Origin of the sequence: Pandoraea sp. (genome assembly GCF_004297875.1) — a bacterium.
In the GTDB taxonomy this organism is placed as follows: domain Bacteria; phylum Pseudomonadota; class Gammaproteobacteria; order Burkholderiales; family Burkholderiaceae; genus Pandoraea.
In genome coordinates this window covers 40,809-60,103 of sequence record NZ_SCSK01000054.1, presented here as the reverse complement: position 1 = coordinate 60,103, position 19,295 = coordinate 40,809, and the positions used below count along the sequence as shown (strand labels likewise).

The 19,295-nt window shown below is 65.2% G+C and carries 23 protein-coding genes; 12 read left to right on the top strand and 11 right to left on the bottom strand.

The features are described 5' to 3' along the window. Window positions 1-8: 8 nt before the first annotated feature. Together EPN80_RS16570 and EPN80_RS16565 are read left to right on the top strand one after the other, a co-directional pair. Window positions 9-824, top strand: a complete 816-nt coding sequence (locus tag EPN80_RS16570; RefSeq protein WP_293029718.1) for a CoA ester lyase — start codon at window positions 9-11, stop codon at window positions 822-824. Continuing rightward, window positions 821-1,567 carry a hypothetical protein gene (locus tag EPN80_RS16565; RefSeq protein ID WP_293029715.1) on the top strand — a complete coding sequence of 249 codons (747 nt, stop codon included), beginning with the start codon at window positions 821-823 and terminating at the stop codon, window positions 1,565-1,567. Before EPN80_RS16570 ends, EPN80_RS16565 begins: the two co-directional genes overlap by 4 nt. Here the strand turns inward: EPN80_RS16565 and EPN80_RS16560 are convergent. The 4 genes from EPN80_RS16560 to EPN80_RS16545 form a co-directional block, all read right to left on the bottom strand. Next, entirely contained in the window at window positions 1,560-1,946 is a 387-nt protein-coding gene (locus EPN80_RS16560; RefSeq protein WP_293029712.1) for a DUF488 domain-containing protein, read from the bottom strand. The genes EPN80_RS16565 and EPN80_RS16560 overlap by 8 nt on opposite strands. Before the next feature lie 194 nt (window positions 1,947-2,140). Then, a complete protein-coding gene (locus tag EPN80_RS16555; protein ID WP_293029708.1) occupies window positions 2,141-2,467 on the bottom strand; it encodes a hypothetical protein in 327 nt (108 codons plus the stop codon). 304 nt (window positions 2,468-2,771) lie between these two features. Then, a complete protein-coding gene (locus EPN80_RS16550) occupies window positions 2,772-3,098 on the bottom strand; it encodes an NIPSNAP family protein (RefSeq protein WP_293029706.1) in 327 nt (108 codons plus the stop codon). Between the two features lie 63 nt (window positions 3,099-3,161). Continuing rightward, window positions 3,162-4,139, bottom strand: coding sequence for an NADPH:quinone reductase (locus EPN80_RS16545; protein ID WP_293029703.1), 978 nt, complete (start codon window positions 4,137-4,139; stop codon window positions 3,162-3,164). A 249-nt stretch (window positions 4,140-4,388) separates the two neighbouring features. Here EPN80_RS16545 and EPN80_RS16540 point away from each other — a divergent pair, with 249 nt between their 5' ends. From EPN80_RS16540 to EPN80_RS16520, 5 genes are all read left to right on the top strand, one after another. Continuing rightward, entirely contained in the window at window positions 4,389-5,507 is a 1,119-nt protein-coding gene (locus EPN80_RS16540; RefSeq protein ID WP_293029700.1) for a PAS domain-containing sensor histidine kinase, read from the top strand. A gap of 142 nt (window positions 5,508-5,649) precedes the next feature. Continuing rightward, complete coding sequence (locus tag EPN80_RS16535) at window positions 5,650-6,054, top strand: response regulator transcription factor (protein WP_293029698.1); 405 nt, start codon at window positions 5,650-5,652, stop codon at window positions 6,052-6,054. Window positions 6,055-6,079: 25 nt separating this feature from the next. After that, a complete protein-coding gene (locus tag EPN80_RS16530; protein ID WP_293029696.1) occupies window positions 6,080-6,886 on the top strand; it encodes a helix-turn-helix domain-containing protein in 807 nt (268 codons plus the stop codon). A gap of 144 nt (window positions 6,887-7,030) precedes the next feature. Beyond that, a complete protein-coding gene (locus EPN80_RS16525) occupies window positions 7,031-7,543 on the top strand; it encodes a universal stress protein (RefSeq protein ID WP_293029694.1) in 513 nt (170 codons plus the stop codon). Between the two features lie 33 nt (window positions 7,544-7,576). Beyond that, a complete protein-coding gene (locus EPN80_RS16520; protein ID WP_293029692.1) occupies window positions 7,577-8,440 on the top strand; it encodes a universal stress protein in 864 nt (287 codons plus the stop codon). Between the two features lie 21 nt (window positions 8,441-8,461). On the opposite strand, the gene EPN80_RS16515 is transcribed toward EPN80_RS16520, so the two are convergent. The 3 genes from EPN80_RS16515 to EPN80_RS16505 all read right to left on the bottom strand — a co-directional run bounded on the left by EPN80_RS16515 (window position 8,462) and on the right by EPN80_RS16505 (window position 10,780). Then, entirely contained in the window at window positions 8,462-8,782 is a 321-nt protein-coding gene (locus tag EPN80_RS16515) for a chaperone modulator CbpM (protein WP_293029690.1), read from the bottom strand. After that, window positions 8,779-9,723: a DnaJ C-terminal domain-containing protein gene (locus EPN80_RS16510; protein ID WP_293029687.1), complete on the bottom strand. Its 945-nt coding sequence runs from the start codon at window positions 9,721-9,723 to the stop codon at window positions 8,779-8,781. The genes EPN80_RS16515 and EPN80_RS16510 overlap by 4 nt, the downstream gene beginning before the upstream one ends. Before the next feature lie 169 nt (window positions 9,724-9,892). Next, complete coding sequence (locus EPN80_RS16505) at window positions 9,893-10,780, bottom strand: PilZ domain-containing protein (protein WP_293029685.1); 888 nt, start codon at window positions 10,778-10,780, stop codon at window positions 9,893-9,895. 391 nt (window positions 10,781-11,171) lie between these two features. On the opposite strand from EPN80_RS16505, the gene EPN80_RS16500 reads away from it, so the two are divergent. Together EPN80_RS16500 and EPN80_RS16495 are read left to right on the top strand one after the other, a co-directional pair. Next, window positions 11,172-12,092 carry a LysR substrate-binding domain-containing protein gene (locus EPN80_RS16500; protein ID WP_293029681.1) on the top strand — a complete coding sequence of 307 codons (921 nt, stop codon included), beginning with the start codon at window positions 11,172-11,174 and terminating at the stop codon, window positions 12,090-12,092. Window positions 12,093-12,283: 191 nt separating this feature from the next. Next, on the top strand, window positions 12,284-13,234 hold the full coding sequence (locus EPN80_RS16495; RefSeq protein WP_293029679.1) for an NAD(P)-dependent oxidoreductase: 951 nt from the start codon (window positions 12,284-12,286) through the stop codon (window positions 13,232-13,234). A gap of 221 nt (window positions 13,235-13,455) precedes the next feature. Here EPN80_RS16495 and EPN80_RS16490 read toward each other — a convergent pair whose 3' ends face one another. Next, entirely contained in the window at window positions 13,456-14,364 is a 909-nt protein-coding gene (locus EPN80_RS16490) for an NAD(P)H-binding protein (RefSeq protein ID WP_293029677.1), read from the bottom strand. 195 nt (window positions 14,365-14,559) lie between these two features. On the opposite strand from EPN80_RS16490, the gene EPN80_RS16485 reads away from it, so the two are divergent. Together EPN80_RS16485 and EPN80_RS16480 are read left to right on the top strand one after the other, a co-directional pair. After that, window positions 14,560-15,456 (top strand): AraC family transcriptional regulator, encoded by an 897-nt coding sequence (locus tag EPN80_RS16485; RefSeq protein ID WP_293029674.1) that lies wholly within the window; start codon window positions 14,560-14,562, stop codon window positions 15,454-15,456. Next, window positions 15,446-16,123: a cytochrome b/b6 domain-containing protein gene (locus tag EPN80_RS16480; protein WP_293029672.1), complete on the top strand. Its 678-nt coding sequence runs from the start codon at window positions 15,446-15,448 to the stop codon at window positions 16,121-16,123. The genes EPN80_RS16485 and EPN80_RS16480 overlap by 11 nt, the downstream gene beginning before the upstream one ends. 8 nt (window positions 16,124-16,131) lie before the next feature. Here the strand turns inward: EPN80_RS16480 and EPN80_RS16475 are convergent, their stop codons facing one another. The 3 genes from EPN80_RS16475 to argC form a co-directional block, all read right to left on the bottom strand. Continuing rightward, entirely contained in the window at window positions 16,132-16,587 is a 456-nt protein-coding gene (locus EPN80_RS16475; RefSeq protein WP_293029669.1) for a CHRD domain-containing protein, read from the bottom strand. 301 nt (window positions 16,588-16,888) lie between these two features. Continuing rightward, the gene (locus EPN80_RS16470; RefSeq protein ID WP_293029785.1) at window positions 16,889-17,383 is read right to left on the bottom strand and encodes a hypothetical protein; all 495 of its coding nucleotides are present in this window, start codon (window positions 17,381-17,383) and stop codon (window positions 16,889-16,891) included. Between the two features lie 160 nt (window positions 17,384-17,543). Beyond that, a complete protein-coding gene (gene argC / locus EPN80_RS16465; protein WP_293029667.1) occupies window positions 17,544-18,497 on the bottom strand; it encodes an N-acetyl-gamma-glutamyl-phosphate reductase in 954 nt (317 codons plus the stop codon). 439 nt (window positions 18,498-18,936) lie between these two features. Here argC and EPN80_RS16460 point away from each other — a divergent pair, with 439 nt between their 5' ends. Then, window positions 18,937-19,263, top strand: a complete 327-nt coding sequence (locus EPN80_RS16460; protein WP_293029665.1) for a hypothetical protein — start codon at window positions 18,937-18,939, stop codon at window positions 19,261-19,263. The last annotated feature ends 32 nt before the right edge of the window (window positions 19,264-19,295 follow it).

Genomic DNA, 19,295 nt, shown 5'->3' with positions numbered 1-19,295 from the left:
GGCCGATCATGTCCGTCTATAGCTATCTGTTTGTCCCGGGCGAACGCCCTGAACGTTTTTCCAAGGCGCTGGCCAGCGGCGCCGATCGAATCATCCTCGATCTCGAGGACGCCGTGGCGCCCGGCGCCAAGGCAACGGCGCGCGCGGCCCTGGCCGAATGGCTGCAGGCGCGGGGCGGGCCGGACGAGCGCATCCTGGTGCGCGTGAACGGCGTCAATACGACATGGCACGTCGACGATATGGCGCTCGCCGCGCTGCCTGCGGTGGCCGGCATCATGCTGCCCAAGAGCGAGGAGCGCGCGGCATTGAGCACCGTGCGGGCCCGGTTGCGGCCCGAGCAGGAGCTCCATGCGCTGGTCGAAAGCGTGGCCGGCCTGGTGCATCTGCGCGAGATTGCGGGAACGCCGGGTCTCACGCGCATTGCTTTCGGCTCGGTGGATTTTTGCGGAGATGCCGGCATCGGGGGCGACGATCGGGAACTCGATGCGATACGCACCCAGTTGGTGGTCGAATCCCGCTACGCGCGACTGCCTGCGCCGGTCGACGGGGTGGCGCTGGCCATCGACGACGCCGCGACGCTCGAAGCGGAGGTGCTGCGCGCGCGGCGCTTCGGATTCGGCGCCAAGCTGTGCATTCATCCCAGGCAGGTCGCGGCGGTGCAACGCGGCTTCCTGCCCTCGGATCAGGAGCGCGCCTGGGCAGAGCGCGTGCTTGCGGCGGTGGCCGCCGATCCGCACGGCGCCATCGCCATCGATGGCAAGCTGGTCGACAAGCCTGTCGTCGATCGCGCCCGCGCCATCTCGGCGGCTGCCGTACACCGATGAACGGCGTCCGGCAGGGCATCGACGCGCTGTGGGCACGCGGCGCGCTGCCGTTTCCGCTGCGCGTGCCGCTGACCACCACGACACAACTGCTGCTGCGCGGCATCGACATCCCCTATGCGCTGCGCGTCCAGGTGCTGTCAGGCACATCAGCGCTGATCACCCGACACGGCCATCGGACCGTTCATCCTGGCCAGGATGCCGAATTACCGCCCGGCACCCCCCTGGACTATCTGCTCGCGGCAAGAACCGGCGCCAGCATTGCTGCCAGAGCCATCGTCACTTTCGAGACGGATCACCGCACCGCATGCGCGACCGCCCCCGAGAACACCCAACTGGCCGCCGCGCTGGCCCGTCAGGTGTTTCGCGCACCCAACGCGCAGTGGCGGGCCGATGCGCTGGCCAGGCACTGCCGGTTGCCGGAGGGCGCATTCCATGCCTTGCTGGCACAAAGCGGCACCAGCCTGGCTGCCGTGGTAGAACGGCAGCGCGTGATCGCCGCGCTGGTGCAGATGATGACAACCAAGCTCGATTTCGCGCGAATTGCCGTGGCCGTCGGACTGGACACACCCGCGGCCATGCGGGCGGCGTTTCGCCGAATTGTGTGCGTCGACTGCGATGCGCTGGAGCGGGCGCATATGCGCCCCCGGCGGCGAAGGCATCGGCGGGACAGCGCCGAGGCCAGCGACTTTCCGGCCAGGCTCCCGCGCGGGTTTTTCTCCGGCGTACAGCTCAAGCTCACTTGATCTCGGCGCCCCGCTCCTGCAGCAACTCGCGCAGAACGCTGCGATGGCAGTGGTTTTCGTCGGCGCAGTAGCAGCCCACCGAAAACTGCGTGGTGTGCGACAGGGCGGCCAGCAGGTCGAGTACCTTGCCGTGCTCGCTGGTGTTCATCTCGGCGCGGAATTTGCGCTTGAAGCGATTCCAGTCGGCCTGGCTCTCGGCGGCCTGGGCCTCGGCAACCAGCTCGGGGCTGGGCGAGAGGTTAGGCAGCCAGACATCGTAGTAATCGCGCTTGCTGAATTCTGCTTTCGGCACGCCGCGCGGCGGACGCCGCACGGTGCCGATGCGCAGGCCCTCGTCGGGCGCGCGGGGGGTGCCGAGCTGAACGATGCGAAGACTCATGGATAATCCTGAAAGAGTGGACCAAGGCCGCCTTCAACGGGCGCTGCGGCCAGACGATGCACCGCATTCGCGTCGCTGGCCGGCGACCCGCCATATATTGCCGATGATAACCGTTCGGCCGGCCGGCGGCACAGGCTCGCGAGAGCCGGCCATGGGAAAGGCTGCCGACATGATGCGTAGCGACGCAACGATCGCTACAAGGCGCCTTCATCGATGGTGACAAGGAATGCCGCGGGCACGTCGACCGGCCCATCGGCATGGTAGGCCCTCATCCTGTTCCTGATCGCGCTGCGAACATATCGCGAGATGCGAGCCTGCTCGCGGTCGCCGGCTTCATACCATCGGTCGACAACCTTGGGATCGATCGCCACGGCCAGCGGCGCGTTGCGGCGATGTCCGTGAGCCGACGCAATGCTCCATTTGACGATCACGTGCGAGGGGTCTTGTCCCTCGACGAATTCGGCGGCGCCGGGGAATGCATCATAGGCTTGCGCCGCCAACCAATCGGATTCACGCGACATACCGGCCTCCCTCGTTTATCAGGCATCCACGCTTGCCTCGGCGTTAGGTCTCGGTCGACTCAATTATCCAAGCATAGAGAAAAATGCCACGCACGCCATACCTGCATCGCAGTTTGCCCCGCCAATTTGTCGCGCGCTTGATTCATATCAATGATGTGCCCCAGCCGGCCAACGATTCCCCATGATGGCGATGGCGTGATGGCGTGATGGCGTGATGGCGCGGGGGCGGTGAGTCGGGGTGCTGCGACGGCAAGCCAATGTGCAGAATCCGAGGGCCGCCGGCGGTTTAGCGCGAGACCCTTGGTCAGCGCAACGGCGAATAAGCCGTCGGCACCAGAATCTGATTCTCGATGCGCTCGACGATGACCGCCTTGGCTTCGCTTTCGGCCCGCTTGGCCTGCCATTGCGGATCGCCGATGAAGGCGTCCCACTTGGCTTCGCGCTCGGCCAGGTTTTCCCACTCGAGCAGATAGGTCAGCGTCTGGTTGGTCGGCCCGACCACGGTGGTCCAGAAGGCGACCGGCTTGATGCCGTATTTTTCCCAGAACTTGAGGGTAATGTGCTGGAAACGATCGTGCAGCGCCGGCAGACGGCCCGGGGCGCAGTGATAGATGCGCAGTTCGTGGATCATGGCATAACCTTTTGCGTTGGGATGAAAGACAAGACCGGCGCGCGGCGCGGCTGGCCGCGCCGCTCAGGGAAGATCGACGACGACATTGCCGACCAGCCTGCCGCCCTCCACTGCCTCGTGTGCCGCGGCGATGTCGTCAAGCGCAAAGCGCGCCGCCACGTGATGCACCAGCCTGTCGTGTGCCAACAGTGCATTCACGCCGGCCAGCACGGCCTCGCGGTCGGCCGGCAGAAGATCATAGATCAGGAAGAAGCGCACGGCGATCGAGCGGTACAGCAGCATGCGAAATGGCAACGGGACGTCGTCGGCCTGATTCGAGCCGTAACAGACCAGCGTGCCGTGCGGCGCCAGCGCACCGTCGCGCACGTAGGCGGCGGTGCTCGACAGATCCATGTCGATCACGGCATCGACGCCGCGTTCGTCAGTCAGCGCCTTGATGCGCGCAGCCACCGGTTCCTGTTTGTAGTCGATCACCGCGCTCGCCCCGGCCGCCGTGGCATTGGCCAGCCGGGCCGCCGAGCCGGCGGTGCCTATCACGCGGGCCCCCTGCCGGGTTGCGATCTGTGTCACATAGTGGCCCACCGATGAACCGGCGCCAGTCACCAGAATCGTCTTGCCGGCTACATCGCCAAGCAGGCGCACCGCCTGATAGGCAGTCATCACCGGAATGCCGAGACAGGCTCCGGCGGCGAAATCGACGTGCTCGGGCAGCCAGACGGCCTGCGCCTCGGGCACCACGATATACTGCGCAGCGGTGCCCATCGGGCGCTGCCACTGGCCGTTCCAGAGCCACACGCGCTGGCCCAGGCGCGAAGGCGCGACTTCCGCGCCGACGGCGTCGATCACCCCCGCCCCGTCGCTGTGCGGAATCACACGAGGATATGGCAGCGGACGGCGCCGCGTCTTGACATCCGACGGATTGACCCCCGACACGGCCACTTTCACCCGCACTTCGCCGGGACCCGGCATCGGCGTCTCGAGTTCGCCCACCACCAGTACACGGCGCGCCTCGCCGGATTCGGTATACCAAGCTGCTTTCATTCTCGTCGCCTCACTGGATAGTCGATCGTGCTCAGGTGCATCGGTGCGTGCCGCGCGGGCCAAGCCCACGTCCGGGCGACATACATACTGCCACAAAGCCGCGCTGGATGGGCCCCGCCGGTCCCTGGGTTCGAGCCAATTCCAATTACTGCCAAATAAACCTAGAATGCATGATATTGGCGACATCCCCCCAGGCCAAGTTAGGGCCCGCGCCCTGCCGAAGCCGGACTCGCCTTTCCGGAGAGGACGATGAGCGATCAGGCGACCGAGCCCCTGGATACCACGCCAACTCCACCTCATGTGCCGGCCGACGAGAACTTCCGTTTGCTGGTCGAGGCCGTCGGTGACTATGCGATTTTCAGGCTCGACCCGGCGGGCAACGTCGCCAGCTGGAATCCCGGTGCACGCAAGTTGAAGGGCTACGAGGCAGCTGAAATACTCGGCCGCCATTTCTCGGTGTTCCACTCGCCGGAAGATGTCAACGCGGGCCAGCCTGCCCTGGCGCTTGCCACAGCGGCCGCGCAGGGCCGATATGAAAGCGAGGGTTGGCGCGTACGCAAAGACGGGTCGAAATTCTGGGCCAACGTCATCATCACCGCCATTCGCGACGAGCAGGGAACGCTGCGCGGGTTTGCCAAGGTCACGCAAGATCTTACCGAGCGCCGCCGGCTCGCGGAGCTTGAGCAAATCCGCCGATTCTCCAGGCATATTCAGGCCGCCCGCGAGGAAGAGCAAGCGCGCATTGCGCGCGAGCTGCACGACGACCTCGGCCAACAGCTCACCGCGCTCAAGATGGCGCTGGCCGATCTGGACGGCATGCTCGATGCACACCCGGCCGTAGCCGCACAGGTTGCCGCAAACATGCGCGACATGCACCGGCTGATCGACGTCGGCGTGGCCTCGCTCAGGCGCATCGTCGCCGGCCTGCATCCGATCGCGATCGAGACGCTCGGCCTGGTGCCGGCCCTCGACTGGCTCACCGAAGATTTCAGCCGGCGCTATGGCATCGCCGTCGAGTTCCGGGCCGCACTGGGCGAGCTGCCGTTGAGCGACGCCGCCGCCGCGACGCTGTTTCATATCATCCAGGAAGCGCTGACCAACGTGGCACGGCACGCCCGCGCCAGCCAGGTCATCATCGACCTGGCCGCGCGCGACGGCGCCTGCCTGTTGCACATCGAGGACAATGGCCAGGGCATGCGCTCCGAGGCGCGCGCCAACATCGCGTCGTTCGGCCTGATGGGCATGCGCGAGCGGGTTGGCCGCCTCGACGGCACGCTCGTCATCGATGGGGCGCCCGGGCGCGGGGTGCGCATCGCTATCGCCATTCCGCTGGCCGGCATTGTCGCGCCCGACGCCAGCGGGCGGTAGCGCTCGGGGCGAGCCTCGCGCGAGCGCCCTCCCCCCTGCGGATCACCATGTAGTCCTTTGCCTACAAATGTAGTCCGGCACCGATAGGCAATCCAGCCATTGACGTCTGGTTTTCACAGCCGCGCCTTTGCATACTGGAGTCATGAAATCGTGCCTCTCACCCAAGTTCCAGGTCTATCTGGTCGAAGACTCCGCGCTGATCCGGGAGCGCCTGCTGACCCGGTTGGCCGCCTTGCCGCTGGTGCATGTCGTCGGGTTTGCGACTACCGTGCGCGAGGCGATCGAGGGGATCGACGGACACACGCCGGACGCCGTCATCCTGGACTTGAAGCTCACTGACGGCACTGGCCTGACGGTGCTCAAGCACTTGAAAGAGCATTTGCCGGGCGTGCTGGTGATCGTCCTGACCAATTATGCGGTGCCCTACATCCAGGACATCTGCATGAAGGGTGGTGCGGCATTTTTTCTCGACAAAACGGCCGAACTTGGGCGTTTGCTGGAAATTGTTCAAACGTTGTCGACGCAGCAAAAAACAATAGATTCGTGACTCATCGCGCATTACGGAGCCCATCATGTCACTCGAAGCATTAGCGTCATCCCCCGCAAATCCCGTCACGGTGGCCATGTCCAGGCGGCAAATCCATCATCTGCACGAAGTGTCCGACAACACAGCCGCGCTGCATTGCACCTCCTGCCTGCTGCGAGCCATCTGCCTGCCCAGCGGCTTGAGCATGCAGGACGCGGAACTGCTCAACACGCTGATCTCGGCGCGGCGCACGATCCGGCGCGGCCATGGGCTATATCACGCGGGCGATCCGTTCGAGAATATCTATGCGGTGCGGGCCGGATCGTTCAAAACCCAGTTGTTCAATCCCGAGGGACGCGAGCAAATCACCGGATTCCAGATTTCAGGAGAGTTGCTGGGTCTGGACGGCATTACCGGCGGTCGCCACGACTGCGACGCGATCGCGCTGGAGGACAGCCAGGTGTGCGTGATTCCGTTCAAGCATCTGGAGCAATTGAGCTTCGATATGCCCACCATCCAGCATATGGTGCATCGCCTGCTCGGCGCGGAAATTTCCCGCGAACGCAAGTTGCTCATGGTGCTCGGAAATATGTGCGCCGAGGAACGCGTTGCCTCTTTCATCCTGGATTTCTCCGCACGCCTGACCGCCCGCGGATACTCGTCGAGCGAGTTCAACCTGCGCGTGACGCGGGAAGAAATCGGCAACTATCTCGGCATGAAAATGGAAACAGTGAGCCGTATTTTTTCGCGCTTCCAGGACGCCGGCTATATCGCCATGCGGCAGCGGCTGATTCGCATCGTCGATCTGGACGGCCTGCGCGCCGTGCTCGAGCCGGCCCGGCTAAGCGCCTGAGCCGATCACCCGGGCGGCTTGACGCAGATCAAACCGCGCAGGGGCCGCCGAGCGACAACCGCGCATTCCAGCCTATAGTGGGGAGGCGTGCCGCAGATTAATCTGCGGCAACCATACCCTCACATCAGCGTTCACGGACCGATCATGTATCAACACATACTCCTGGCCATCGACGACAGCCCGACTTCCGCCAAGGCGCTCGCCGAAATCAGCCGCATCGCGGAACCCGGCGCGACAGTGCGCGTGGTCAACGTCGTCGAAGATCCTGTCCTGACCTTCCCGTCGGTGTACAGCGGCTACTACGACATCGAATCGGTACGCGACGCCATGCTCGAAGCCGGCCGAGAACTGCTGGCCAACGCCGAACGCCAACTGAGCGGCCATGGCGTCGAAGTACAGACTCGCCTGCTGGATCTGCGCGAGCTGGCCGTTGACATCGCCACTGCCATTCACGACGAAAGCAGCCGCTGGCCAGCCGATCTGATCGTGCTCGGCACGCACGGCCGGCGCGGTGCCAGACGCCTGCTGATGGGCAGCGTCGCGGAGCAACTGGTGCGCACCGCCACCCAGCCCGTGCTGCTGGTCAGATCCGACGCGCCGGCGCAACCGGCCGGCCAGACGACCCAGCCGGCCAGCCAGGCCGAGCCGCAGCATTGATCCTTGCCCCTGTTTGCCAGCGCGCGGAGCGACATGATGGCTTATCAAACGATTCTGGTTCATATCGACGACACGCCACGGTGCGCCGCGCGCGTCGAGCTGGCGTCAGACCTGGCCGCCGCTGGCAATGCCCATCTGGTCGGACTCTACCTGCCGGTGTTGCCGGCTGACTTGTCGTATGCGGTAATCAACCGCCAAAACCTTCAGGCCGCGCTCGATCGTCAAACCATCTCGGATCAGCATCATGAGCAGGACGCACGGCAGAAGTTCGAAGCCATCGCCGCACGCGCCGGGGCCACGGCCGAATGGCGCGCTCCGCAAGGCCTGGCAGACGATCTCGCCGCCTTGCACGCGCGGCATGCCGATCTGATCGTGCTCGGCCAACATGACGGGCAGGCTCCCGCTGCCCCGGTCGCCGAGCGCTTCAACGAAAATCTGATTCTTGCCAGCGGGCGCCCGGTGCTGGTCGTGCCTTACACCGGCCCGGTGCCGCACCGTTTCCGCAGCATACTCATCGCCTGGAACGGCAGCCGCGAGTCGGCCCGCGCCGTGGGCGATGCCATGCCGCTGCTCGAACGCGCCGATCGGGTCACGGCGGCAATCATCGACCCCACGAACGTCGAACCGCGGCTCGACGCGCCGAACACCAACGCGCTCATCGATTATTTGTCCCGTCATGGCGTCTCGGCCGCGTTCGAAGCGATTCCCGCGAGCCACGAAGTGGGCGTCGACAAGGCCGGCGTCGGCGAGCTGCTGCTCACGCGCGCCGCAGACGTGGCTGCAGATCTGATCGTGATGGGCTGCTACGGTCATGCCCGCCTGCGCGAACTGGTGATGGGCGGCGTCACGCGCACCCTGTTGCGCAGCATGACGGTGCCGACCCTGCTGTCGCATTGACGGCGCTGCGCCGCACCGGCATCAAGCCAGGCCGGCGCGCGCGCGCAAGGCTTGCAGCTCGGCCTCGAGCTGTGCCACGCGCTGCAATAGCTTCAGCGCCAAGGTAAGACCATGGCGATCGAGCAGAAAGTCGTCGCGCAGGCGGCGTGCCATCCGCGCCGTCGTCACGCCCTGCAGCGCAAACATGCGCGGCGACTGCGCCGGGTCGACCGGCGCAATTACCTCGTTGTCGATCAGATCCTCGATCTCGTCGAGCGACAGACCCGAGATCTCTGCCAAATGTTCGACCTGGCACACGTCGTCGCCGTCGAGCCACATCACAGTGGTGCTTTGCAGGTTCATGGCGTTGCCTCCTTCTCGAGATGCTGCCGCAGATTCACCCTCGAAGCGGCTGCCAACTGCTCATACAGATTTCGTTCGTTCGCACTGACGGTTTTCGGCACGTCGATGCGGATCACCGCGTAGAGCGCACCGGCGCCGCCGTTGGTCGCCGGCAGGCCGCGCTTGGCCAGTCTCAGCCTGGTGCCGGCAGTCGTACCCGGCTTGATATCGAGCTCGACCGGACCGCCCGGCGTCGGGATCCGGACCACGGTCCCCAGCACCGCTTCCCAGGGCGCCAGCGGCAGGTCGATGTACACGTCCCGCCCGTCGACCCGGTAAAGCGGATGCGGTTGCAGCGCCAGCACGACATACAGATCGCCCGGCCGCCCTCCCTGATACCCGGGCCCGCCCTTCCCTGCCAGGCGCAGGCGATGGCCGTGCGCCGCTCCTTTCGGCAACTTGACGTGAAACGTTCGCACCACGCGATGTGCCAGGCCGTTGGCGTCGAATTCCGGCAGCTCCGCGCTCACTTCGATCCGGTCGCCGCGAAAAATCTGCTCCAGCGATACCGGCACGACTATCTCGTAGTCCTGACCCGGGATGGGTATCTCGCGCTGGGCCTGCGCGCCGTGCCTGGTGCGCCGGAAGGCCTCGAAAAGATCAGCCAGATCGACGTTGTCGAAACCGTTCTCGGCGGTGTTGAAATGCTGCTGCCAATCCGGCGGCGGGGTGAACGACTCGCCAGCCGGCCGTCGGCCCAGATCATCGTAAGCCTGGCGTTTTTCCGCGTCTTTGAGCACGGCGTAGGCTTCGGCGATTTCCTTGAATTTGCTCTCGCCTTGCGGGTCCTTCGAAATATCGGGATGGTATTTGTGGGCCAGCTTGCGATAGGCCCGTTTGATTTCATCGGCCGTGGCCGAACGCTCGACGCCCAGCGTTTGATAGTAATCCTTGTATTTCATAGGAGCCTCGGGGAAGGCGATGAGCGCATGGCCAAGCCGCGCCGGGCGGGGTGGCTGCGACACTCGCGCACCCGCGACATGATGCCCCAAGTTTAGGAGTGGCCCGATCGAGGGCTTTGATAAAAATCAAGAGACCGGACCGCCTGCGGTACACTCGGCTGGCGCTGGCCTATAGGCCGCGCAGCAGCATCTCCAGCACCCCGATACGCAGCATGTTGGCAAGCGAGGGCGTGAGCTCGGCGAAGGCGAGGCCGTAGCGAAGCGTCACACCGGCGAGCTGGCTCTTGCGGCGTACCGCCGCTCGGACGTTGCAGGCCAGTGACTGGCCGTCGTCGAGCGCAAACTTGAAGCCGATTCGCAACTCCTCGAACGACTCGAGCGCCGGATAATCGGTTTCGATACCCGCCCCCGACACGCTGAGATCGACGATGCGACCCTGCGAAAGTTGCGCCCGGCCATGCAGGCGACCATAAAGCGTCGCCGCGATCGCGGTCTCGACGCGCAGATGACGGCGCAAGCGAATTTCCCGCGCCACCGGCGGCAGCGACAGATGCAGATGCGGCACCGGCGCCTCATACGCACACAGCACGCTGGCCGGGAATTGATGAATCGCCACGCCGTTGAATACATTCACGTCGAACCGGCTGCCGGGCGCGCAGCCGCCATCGTCGCCGAGCCCGCCCGGACGGGATACGATCAGACTGCGTCCGTCAATCGCGCCAAGCAACTCGGCTTCGAACCTGCGCGCACTGCCGGCCGGCTGCAGCAAAACCGTTTTTGCCCATTTCTTCAGCAATTGCCCCGATCGAATACGCACTTCGCCAACTCGCGCCGCGTTCGCGCCATCAGCCGATGTGGGCGCATGAGCCTCGAGCGGTGGCGTGAGTTCAATCGGGCTGGCTAACTGCCGGCCCCATTGCGCAATCTTTTCGCGCTGGGCTTCGGAGGTCACGGCTAGCCCCTTGGCCAACATCAGTTGCCCGGCCGGATCATAGATCGAATACGGCAGCGGTTCGCCAATCTTGATGGCAGATACGGGGATTTCGAGCAGTTCCATGATTGATCGACTTAATTCGCCGCCGGACGGTCCCGACATTGCTTATCGAATAGCAACTGTCGTGCCAAGCGGCCGCACGCACGGGTGAGATTCGTGTCGCGCGCGCCCCTCCTTGCCGGGCAAGGGCCATCGCGCCGATGCCCGTCTGCCCGAGCACTGCTGGCCCGTGCCGCGCCCACTCGCCTGTCACGTTACGGCCGCGACCGCGTTACGTTACACATGCACCAATCCCTGGAGAGAAGCGCCTCCTGGCTTGCCGGCCTCGGCGCCGCCCGGTATGCTCGTTTGACTTGCAGGCTGGCTGCGGTGCCAGCGCCCCGCTTCGCGGGATTCGCCCTGCTCTTTCCCGGTCGGTGCGAGCGATCTACCGGACTGCTGTCGAGGATGCGTGATGCCGTTTCGTCTTCCCCCACTGACTTCGCTGCGTTTTTTCGAAGTGGCCGGCCGGCTCCAGAGCTTCAAGCTCGCCGCCGCGGAGTTGAACGTGACGCCGAGCGCCGTGAGTCATGGAATCGTCTCGCTCGAACAGGCGCTCGGGGTCGAACTTTTCGTGCGAGAGGCGCGCGCGCTATCGCTTACGCCTGCCGGTGCCGACTATCTGACTTATGTAGCCGAGGCGTTTGCGCTGCTGGTCACCGGCACGCAACGGTTGGCCGCACACCGGGCCGAGCGCACCATCGCCGTGAGTTGCGCGCCCACCCTTGCTTCGCGCTGGCTGCTGCCGCGCCTGCAGCGCTTTCGCCGCCGTTGGCCGCAAGTCAATGTGAGAGTCGACACGTCACGGCGGCAAGTCGGATTCCCGGCCGACGGATTCGACTTCGCTATCCGGCTAAGCCGCGCGCCGGATGCCGGCGCGGATTGGACACGGCTGTTCGGCGAGCAGCTGGTGCCGGTTTGCAGCCCCGCCTATCGGGACGTATTGGCCGAGGCCGCCGGCCAGGCCGATTTACACCGGGCCACGCTGATCCACGTCGACTCGGCCAGCGAAGATTGGCAAGCCTGGTGCGATGCCGCAGGCATGGAAGGCATCGCGCTCTCAGGTGGGCTGCATGTCGATTCGATCCAATTGGCGTTCGAAGCCGCCGCCGCCGGGCTGGGCGTTGCGCTGGGCCGCTATCCGATGGTGGAGCGCGAACTCGCCGCAGGCTTGCTGGTCGAGATCAGTCCGGCCAGGGTGGCCACTCAGACCGCTTATTGGCTGGTTTGCGCCGACGGCGCCGACGAGCGCCCCGATCTGGCGGGGTTCAAGCAATGGCTGGTAAGCGAAGCCGAGGAATTCACGGGTGCGAGCGAAGGCACCGCCGTGCGCTAGCCTGGCGACGAATGCGCGCTGGCGCGCATGGCTGGCGAGATGAATTTGCGTCACCTTTGATCAAAATCTTTTCCTTTGTCATGCCGGCCAGGCGCTGCCACACTGGGGTTCAGGAGGGCTGGCGTGCTCCCGATCGCACACCGGGCACGAGGCGCCGGCCTGCGCTGCAACCCAGGCAAAAGAGAATCTCGATGGGCAATAATGTTTCCCCGCTCGGTTTCATCGGGCTGGGCTCGATGGGCGAGCCCATGGCGTTGAATCTGGTCAAGGCCGGCGTGCCGCTACTGGTGTGGAATCGGTCCGAGGCCAAAACCGCCCGCCTTGCAAGCGCGGGCGCTCGCGTGGCAGCAGCTGCCGCAGACGTGTTCGCGGGCGCCGACATAATAATTCTGATGCTGGCCGACGACCTGGCGATCGACGCCGTGCTCGGTCGGGACAGCGCCGACTTCGCGGGGCGCGTGCGTGGCAAGGTCATCGTGCACATGGGCACGACTTCCCCCGCCTACTCTCGCCGGCTCGAGGCTGATTTGCACACTGTCGGCGCGCGTTACGTAGAGGCGCCAGTGTCGGGTTCGCGCAAACCGGCGGAAGCCGGAAGGCTGGTAGCCATGCTGGCGGGCGACGCTCAGACAGTGGCCGAGGTGCGTGGGCTGCTGCAGCCGATGTGCCGGGAGGTGACGGTATGCGGGGCCGTGCCCAACGCACTCCTGATGAAACTCGCGGTCAATATCTTTCTGATATCGACAGTCACGGGCTTGGCCGAGTCGGTGCATTTCGCCTCGCGCCAGGGGCTCGATCTCCAGCAATTGGTGCGCATCCTCGACGCCGGCCAAATGGCCAGCGATGTCTCACGCGTCAAGGCCCCCAAGCTCGTTGACCGCGACTTCGCTGTGCAGGCATCGATCCCCGACGTCCTGAAAAACAACCGCCTGATCGCCGAGGCCGCGCGCGAGGCGGGTATTGCCTCGCCGCTGCTCGATGTCTGCCACGCACTCTATGAGGAAACGCTGGCGCTGGGCCACGACAGCGAGGATATGGTGGCTGTGCTCACCGCTATCGAAACCCGCACCTCGGCCGAGCCTGGCGTCTCGTCGTTCACGCGCGACCTGGCGCACTGGCTGGCGACGGCGCAGCGGCAATGAGAGCGGGCGGCTTGCCTCAGTACACGTCGAAATCGTCGTTGCTGCGAGGCAGTCCATCGCGCAGGGCCTGGATCCACCGGCCGCCAGCGCGTGAGAACAGGTGGCGCCTCCAATGCCGCACACGGCGCGTGACGAGCATGCAAGCTTGCACGGGCGAACTCGAGGTTTCGCGTGATTTTCCCGTCAATGGGCAAATAGCCATGTTCGTCTCCCGCGCCGCATTACTGGAGGGACATGGCCGCCGTCACACGCGGCACGATGGCGGCGAATGCTTGCGCCAGCGTCGTCTTGCCGCGGCGGCATTGTCCAACGTCAGGCTCGACGTCGATACGGCCCGCGTTGTGCGCATCGTATAGATCACAAATCAGCCGCACGTGCTGCCCGCTCAATCCGGCCTGTCCCAGCATGGCCGCCCACTCCCCGCGTGGCACCGCGCGGGCGACCATTTCACGGCCGCTGACATCGCCGAGCACCCGAGCCACGTCGAGCGCGCTCACCCGTTCGGGCCCCTCCACGCTGACCACGGGCGGCCCGGCACAGGCTGTCGAATCGAATGCGCCGCTCAGCAATTCGGCAGCCAGGCGTCCGACGTCTTGCGCGGCCACGCACGGAAACCGCTTGCTCAAGGGATCGTGCAGGCTGGGCAACACGCCGGTGGCCAGCGCGACCGGCATGACGCGCGCCCAGTTGTGCATGTGCTCGGCCGAGCGCAACAGGCACAGGCGGGTACCGAGCGGCGCGAGGCGCGACTCCAGCTCGTGGAACAGCTCGGTAATGCCGGTCCCGCCGCGAAGCTCAGCACCGTAGTCAGACAGCGCCACGACCCGGGGCGGTGGATTCATCAGCAATGCGCCGGCAGCGACGCCAATCATGTGGCGCATCGCCTGCGCGGGCTGGCTTCCCGATCGCGGCACCGGGCACAGCATCTGCACTGCCTGCGCGCCGTCGAGCGCGCGTGCGACCGTCACCGGATCGCCCAGATCCGCCACGGCGATTTCGCAGCCGAGCCGAACCAACGGCTCGGCTTGCCCGGCCTGGCGCACCACTGCTCGCACCGAGCACCCCGCCTGCCGCAACGCGGCGGCACTGGCGCGGCCGACATTGCCCGCCGCACCAAATATCACGAACATGCCAAGCTCCTTGTCGATCTCTGTTTCATACTCCGGGATCTTAGGAGCGCCGAGCCCATCCCGCGCGCATGGAAGGATCGCTTTGCGCGGATTTGGATGACTTTTTACGAGCACCACGGCAACCCCGGCGTCGATGCAAGCGCCATGGACGCAGTACAATGCCAGCACCCTTGGCGCGCTCCACGAGGCCCCACGATGAATGCCGCTTCGCCCATTGCCTTGCCGCACAGCGGCACCCGCGTTCGCCTGCGCTCCAGCGCTGGTCTGGGCTGGCATGGATTCGGCGCTGACCTGATGAGCGTATCGGCAGGTTTGCACCGCATACCTGCCATGCCGGTGCATCGTATCGGGGTGCACGTGGGAACGCCGGTCAAGGCGCACTGCCGTTGTGAAAATCAACGCCGCGCGCGCCTTCAGGCGCACGGCGACGCCGACGTGATTCCCGCCGGGCTCGACGGACAATGGACGGACGATGCCAGTTGCACGATCTTCAGCATCTGGATCGGCGAGCCGCTGGCACGCAAAACCTTCGATCAATTGAATCTGAAAACTGCCCAGGCGGGCATTCGGCCACAACTGCAACTGCGCGATATCCGCTTTCAGCATCTGGCCTGGGCCTTGCGCGCCGAACTGGAGGCCGACGAAGCGTCCGATCCGTTATATGCGGAAAGCCTGTGCACGGCGATGATCGTGCGCCTGATCGGCACAGTGCCATCGCTCGAGGACCGTCGGCGCCGGAAGCTGGCGCCGGTCGTAGCCACCCGTCTGATCGAATACATCGACAGCCACCTCGCCGAGCGGCTTACCCTTGTCGAACTCGCCGCCATGGCCGGCCTGAGCGTGCCCCACTTCAAGGTGCTATTTCGGGAAACGCTGGGCATGCCGGTGCATCGCTATGTGATACAACGTCGCGTCGAGCGGGCCAGCATGCTATTGGAGCAGGGCAAGTTAGGCGCCAGCCAGATCGCGCTGGACACCGGGTTTGCCCATCAAAGCCATATGGCGCACTGGATGAATCGCCTGCTCGGCGTGTCGCCGCGAGACATTGTCGCGGCCAATGCGCCCGTACGCCGGACACGTCATGGCGTCTGAACAACCGGCACCGATCACGCGTTCGGTCAGTGTGTGGGACGCACCGACGCGACTATTCCATTGGCTGGCGGTGGTGCTGGTGGCCGCGGCCTACGTCACGGCACGCCTGAACTGGATGGATTGGCACGTCTGGATTGGCCAGGCATTGCTGGCGCTGGTGCTGTTTCGCCTGCTGTGGGGCTGCTTCGGCAGCGATACGGCACGATTTCGAACCTTTGTCGCGTCACCTGCGGCCGCATGGCAACATCTACGGCATTTGACGCGGCGCGAGCCCGACAGGCAGGTCGGCCACAATCCCGCCGGCGGCTGGATGGTAATGCTGTTGCTCGGCTTGCTGCTGGGCGAGACGCTCACGGGGTTGTACGTCAACAATGACGTCGCCGACAATGGGCCTCTGACCGCCTGGGTGCCGGCGCCGATCGCCAACGCGATCACGGCGCTGCATGCCCTGTTGTGGGATGCGCTCCTGGCTTGCGTCGCGCTGCACGTGCTGGCGATCGCGCTTTATGCCATCCTTAAAGGGCACAATCTGCTGCGCCCGATGCTGACAGGCCGCAAGCGCCTGCCGGCCGGAGTTGCCGCACCGCGGCAAGCGCCGCCGGCACGCGCCCTGCTGATGCTGGCGATCGGTGCCGCAGCGACGGCACTGATCGCCAACTTCCTCTAGCGACTACGTCATTCCCCCTTGGGCGGGGTAACCTGGCCGCGAATTTCGCCGGCCGGATGGTCCTTGGTATGCACGTTGATGTAGGTGTCGCCGGCCAGGAACGCTTTCGCGTCGGCGGGCGAGAGCTTGGCTTCGCCCTTGATCGGGCTGCTGACCGCGGCGCCCTTCTTCGACAGCCAGACCTTGACAGGCCCGTTCTTGCCCGCCGCGCCTGCGTGAATGTGCGCCATCGTGGCCTCGCTCGACAGGCCGCTGAACGTGATGTCCCAGGTCACGACGTGCGTGGCCGGATCGTAGGTCAGCGCAGCACTTCCGCTGCCGGGACTTTGCACCGCCGGCACTTCATGCGCGCCGTCGAGCGGTACCGTGAATGAAAGCGGCGCCGCATTGGCCAAACTCATCGAGCCCGCCAGTGCAAGCCCGCCAACCATCAGAACAGCCCGCCGTGACATCGAAATTCGCATTTGATTCTCTCCTATCCGGTTTGATCTGACTGAACAGTCCCATGGACGCGCGCCTTTTCGCGATGCTCTCGCACAACACGAAATCAGCTCTGACCAACCACCGTGAAAGCAAAGCCGCGCTCGCCACCGGCGCCGCTCGGACGACCGCGACGTGTATCGCTTCGTCGTCGGGGGGATGAACACGCGCCGCTGACGATCCTAGCATAGTAAGCCGAATCGAGTCGGACCGTTCCTCGTAGCGCGCCGCAACTGGCCGGCACCCTGCAAGGCGACAATCGGCGAGGCCCGGACTCGGCGTTTTCTACATCACCACGTTGTCGCCGCCGGCGCGCTCGTGCAGCGGATCCGGACTTTGCTGCGTCCCGCGCAACACGCCGGCGTCGTCGAACAGGAAGTGATAAAGCTGGTACCACTGCCCGTCCTGCAGGAAGCGATAGCTCCAGACTTCGCGTTTTTGCAGCGGGAAGTACGCCTTCTCCGCGGGCTGGCCAAAGTGCTCGAGCACGTCCTGTTGGGTCCACTTGCCGATCCGTGCCCGGTAAAACTCGCTGGGCTGTAGTACCTGCCGCACACTGAGCACTTTGCCGTCGGCACTCGCGTGCACCGCGGTGGTCACCTCGCCCATCGGCTGGGTCGGCCACATCAGCCGCCTGGTGCCGTCGGCCAGCGTATAGACTTCACGCGGCGGCCCCAGCCTGGCGACCACGGCGGAGACCGGCTCGCCGGCCTGGAATGATTCCCAGGGCTGCGCGCAGGCGCCAAGCAGCAGCGCCGCCATGCAGGCCAGCAGTGTCATCGCCCGGCCGGAGTGCCGGCCGCGGCGAGGCGCGAATAAATAGGATATCCAACGATTTCTTGCCATGGTGAGCTCCCGCTGAAGCGCAACCTCGTCATGTCGAGTGGCGCGTGGCAAATCCATGGGTGCGCCGTGACCGGAAACCGGGCTGCCAACCCGCTCAGCGCGCGCCGGCCAACCCGGTGCGCTCGTCGATGCCGAGCATCAGATTCAGGTTCTGGACCGCCGCGCCCGAGGCGCCCTTGCCGAGATTGTCAAGGCGCGCCACCAACAGAATCTCTTCGCCCGACGGACTCGCGAACGCCATCAGCTCGAGCTGGTTGGTGCCGCTGAGGGTATCGGCGCGAATGAAGTCGCCGCGCAACAACTGCTCGCGTGAGTCCGCCGGCACGACACTGACGAAAGCCGCGTCGCGGTAGTGTTCAGCCAGCGCGCCATGCACGGCGGCCCCATCGCCGTTCAGCGACTCGCGCGCCAGGGTGACGATCACCAGCATGCCGGTCGGGAAATGTCCTTCGCTGGGCACGAAAATCGGCCGGCGGCGCAAATGCGCGTGCATCTGGATTTCCGGCACGTGCTTGTGAGCCAGCTTGGTGCCATAAAGGGCGAAAGGCTCGGGATCCTCGCCTTCGTGAATCTGTATCAGCGCCTTGCCGCCACCGGTATAGCCGGACACGCCGACGATGTGCATCGCCTGGTCGGGTTGTACGACGCCGCGCTGCACCAGCGGCCGAAGCAGCGCAATTGCGCCGGTCGCGTAGCACCCGGGATTGCTGACCCGCGGCGCTTCGGCAATGCGTGCGCGGTGCCCATCGGTGAGCTCGGGAAAGCCGTATACCCAATCGGGAGCGATACGGTACGCCGTACTCGCGTCGATCACGCGCACCTTGGGATTCTCGATTAGCGACACCGCTTCTCGCGAGGCATCATCAGGCAGGCAGAGAATCACCACGTCCGCGCCGTTAAGCGCGCGACGCCGGTGTTCGAGCGACCGCCGATCGCTCTCGGCAATCGAAATCAGTTCGAATTCGTCGCGCTGCGCCAGCAGATCGAGAATTTGCAATCCGGTGGTGCCATGCTGGCCATCGACATAAATAGCGGGTTTTGCTGCCATTACATTTCCTAGAAAGGCCAACCGATCAGGACGGCCGGTGCGATCCACATTGCCTGCGCGTTGGCACAGCTTTGTCTTATCCGTCAACTATATCACCCTGCGCGCCAGCCGTTGCGGCAGCGCGCGCAGCCGGGCACTGCGGCCACCCCCGCCGTTGCCGCAGTGCCGCCGATGCGGTGCGCAGGAACATTACTTCCCCGCAATAGATGTAACAGCGACGGTCCCCCGGCCGCACGGGCGGTCGCCCGCAAGCCCCATGAAATCAGGCTTTTTTACCGAGGAAGCACGCTGCCCGGTTACATGCGGAAATGCGCGCTTACAAGTTGTCACGTTTGCACCGCCTTGCCGCGCTAGGATGACCTCGCTTGGTAGCGCCATGCCGCAGCGCATTGTGCCGGCCGGCACGTGCCTACCCTCATCTGGCTCTGGAGAACACATCATGAAAAAAAACCACCGTATCGCTCGCTCGATCATCGCTGCGGCACTTGCCGGCGGCGCGCTCGTCGCGGCCGGTTCCTCGCAGGCCTATGAGGGTCCGGCGCTCGCCGTGTATGGTCAACCGCGCTTGATGCCGGTCGACGTGAGCATCACCATCGGCCTGCATGGCGACCGCTACTGGGACGGCCATCGCTACTGGGACCGCGACGACTGGATCCGGCACCATCCGCACGACCGGGACCCGTGGCGCCACCGTCGCCCCGATCACGATCGCGGTCATGGTTACGATCACGGGCCCGGTCACGGCCGTGGACCCGATCGACATTGACGGGGGCCGGCAAGTCAGGGCCGGCAACCGGC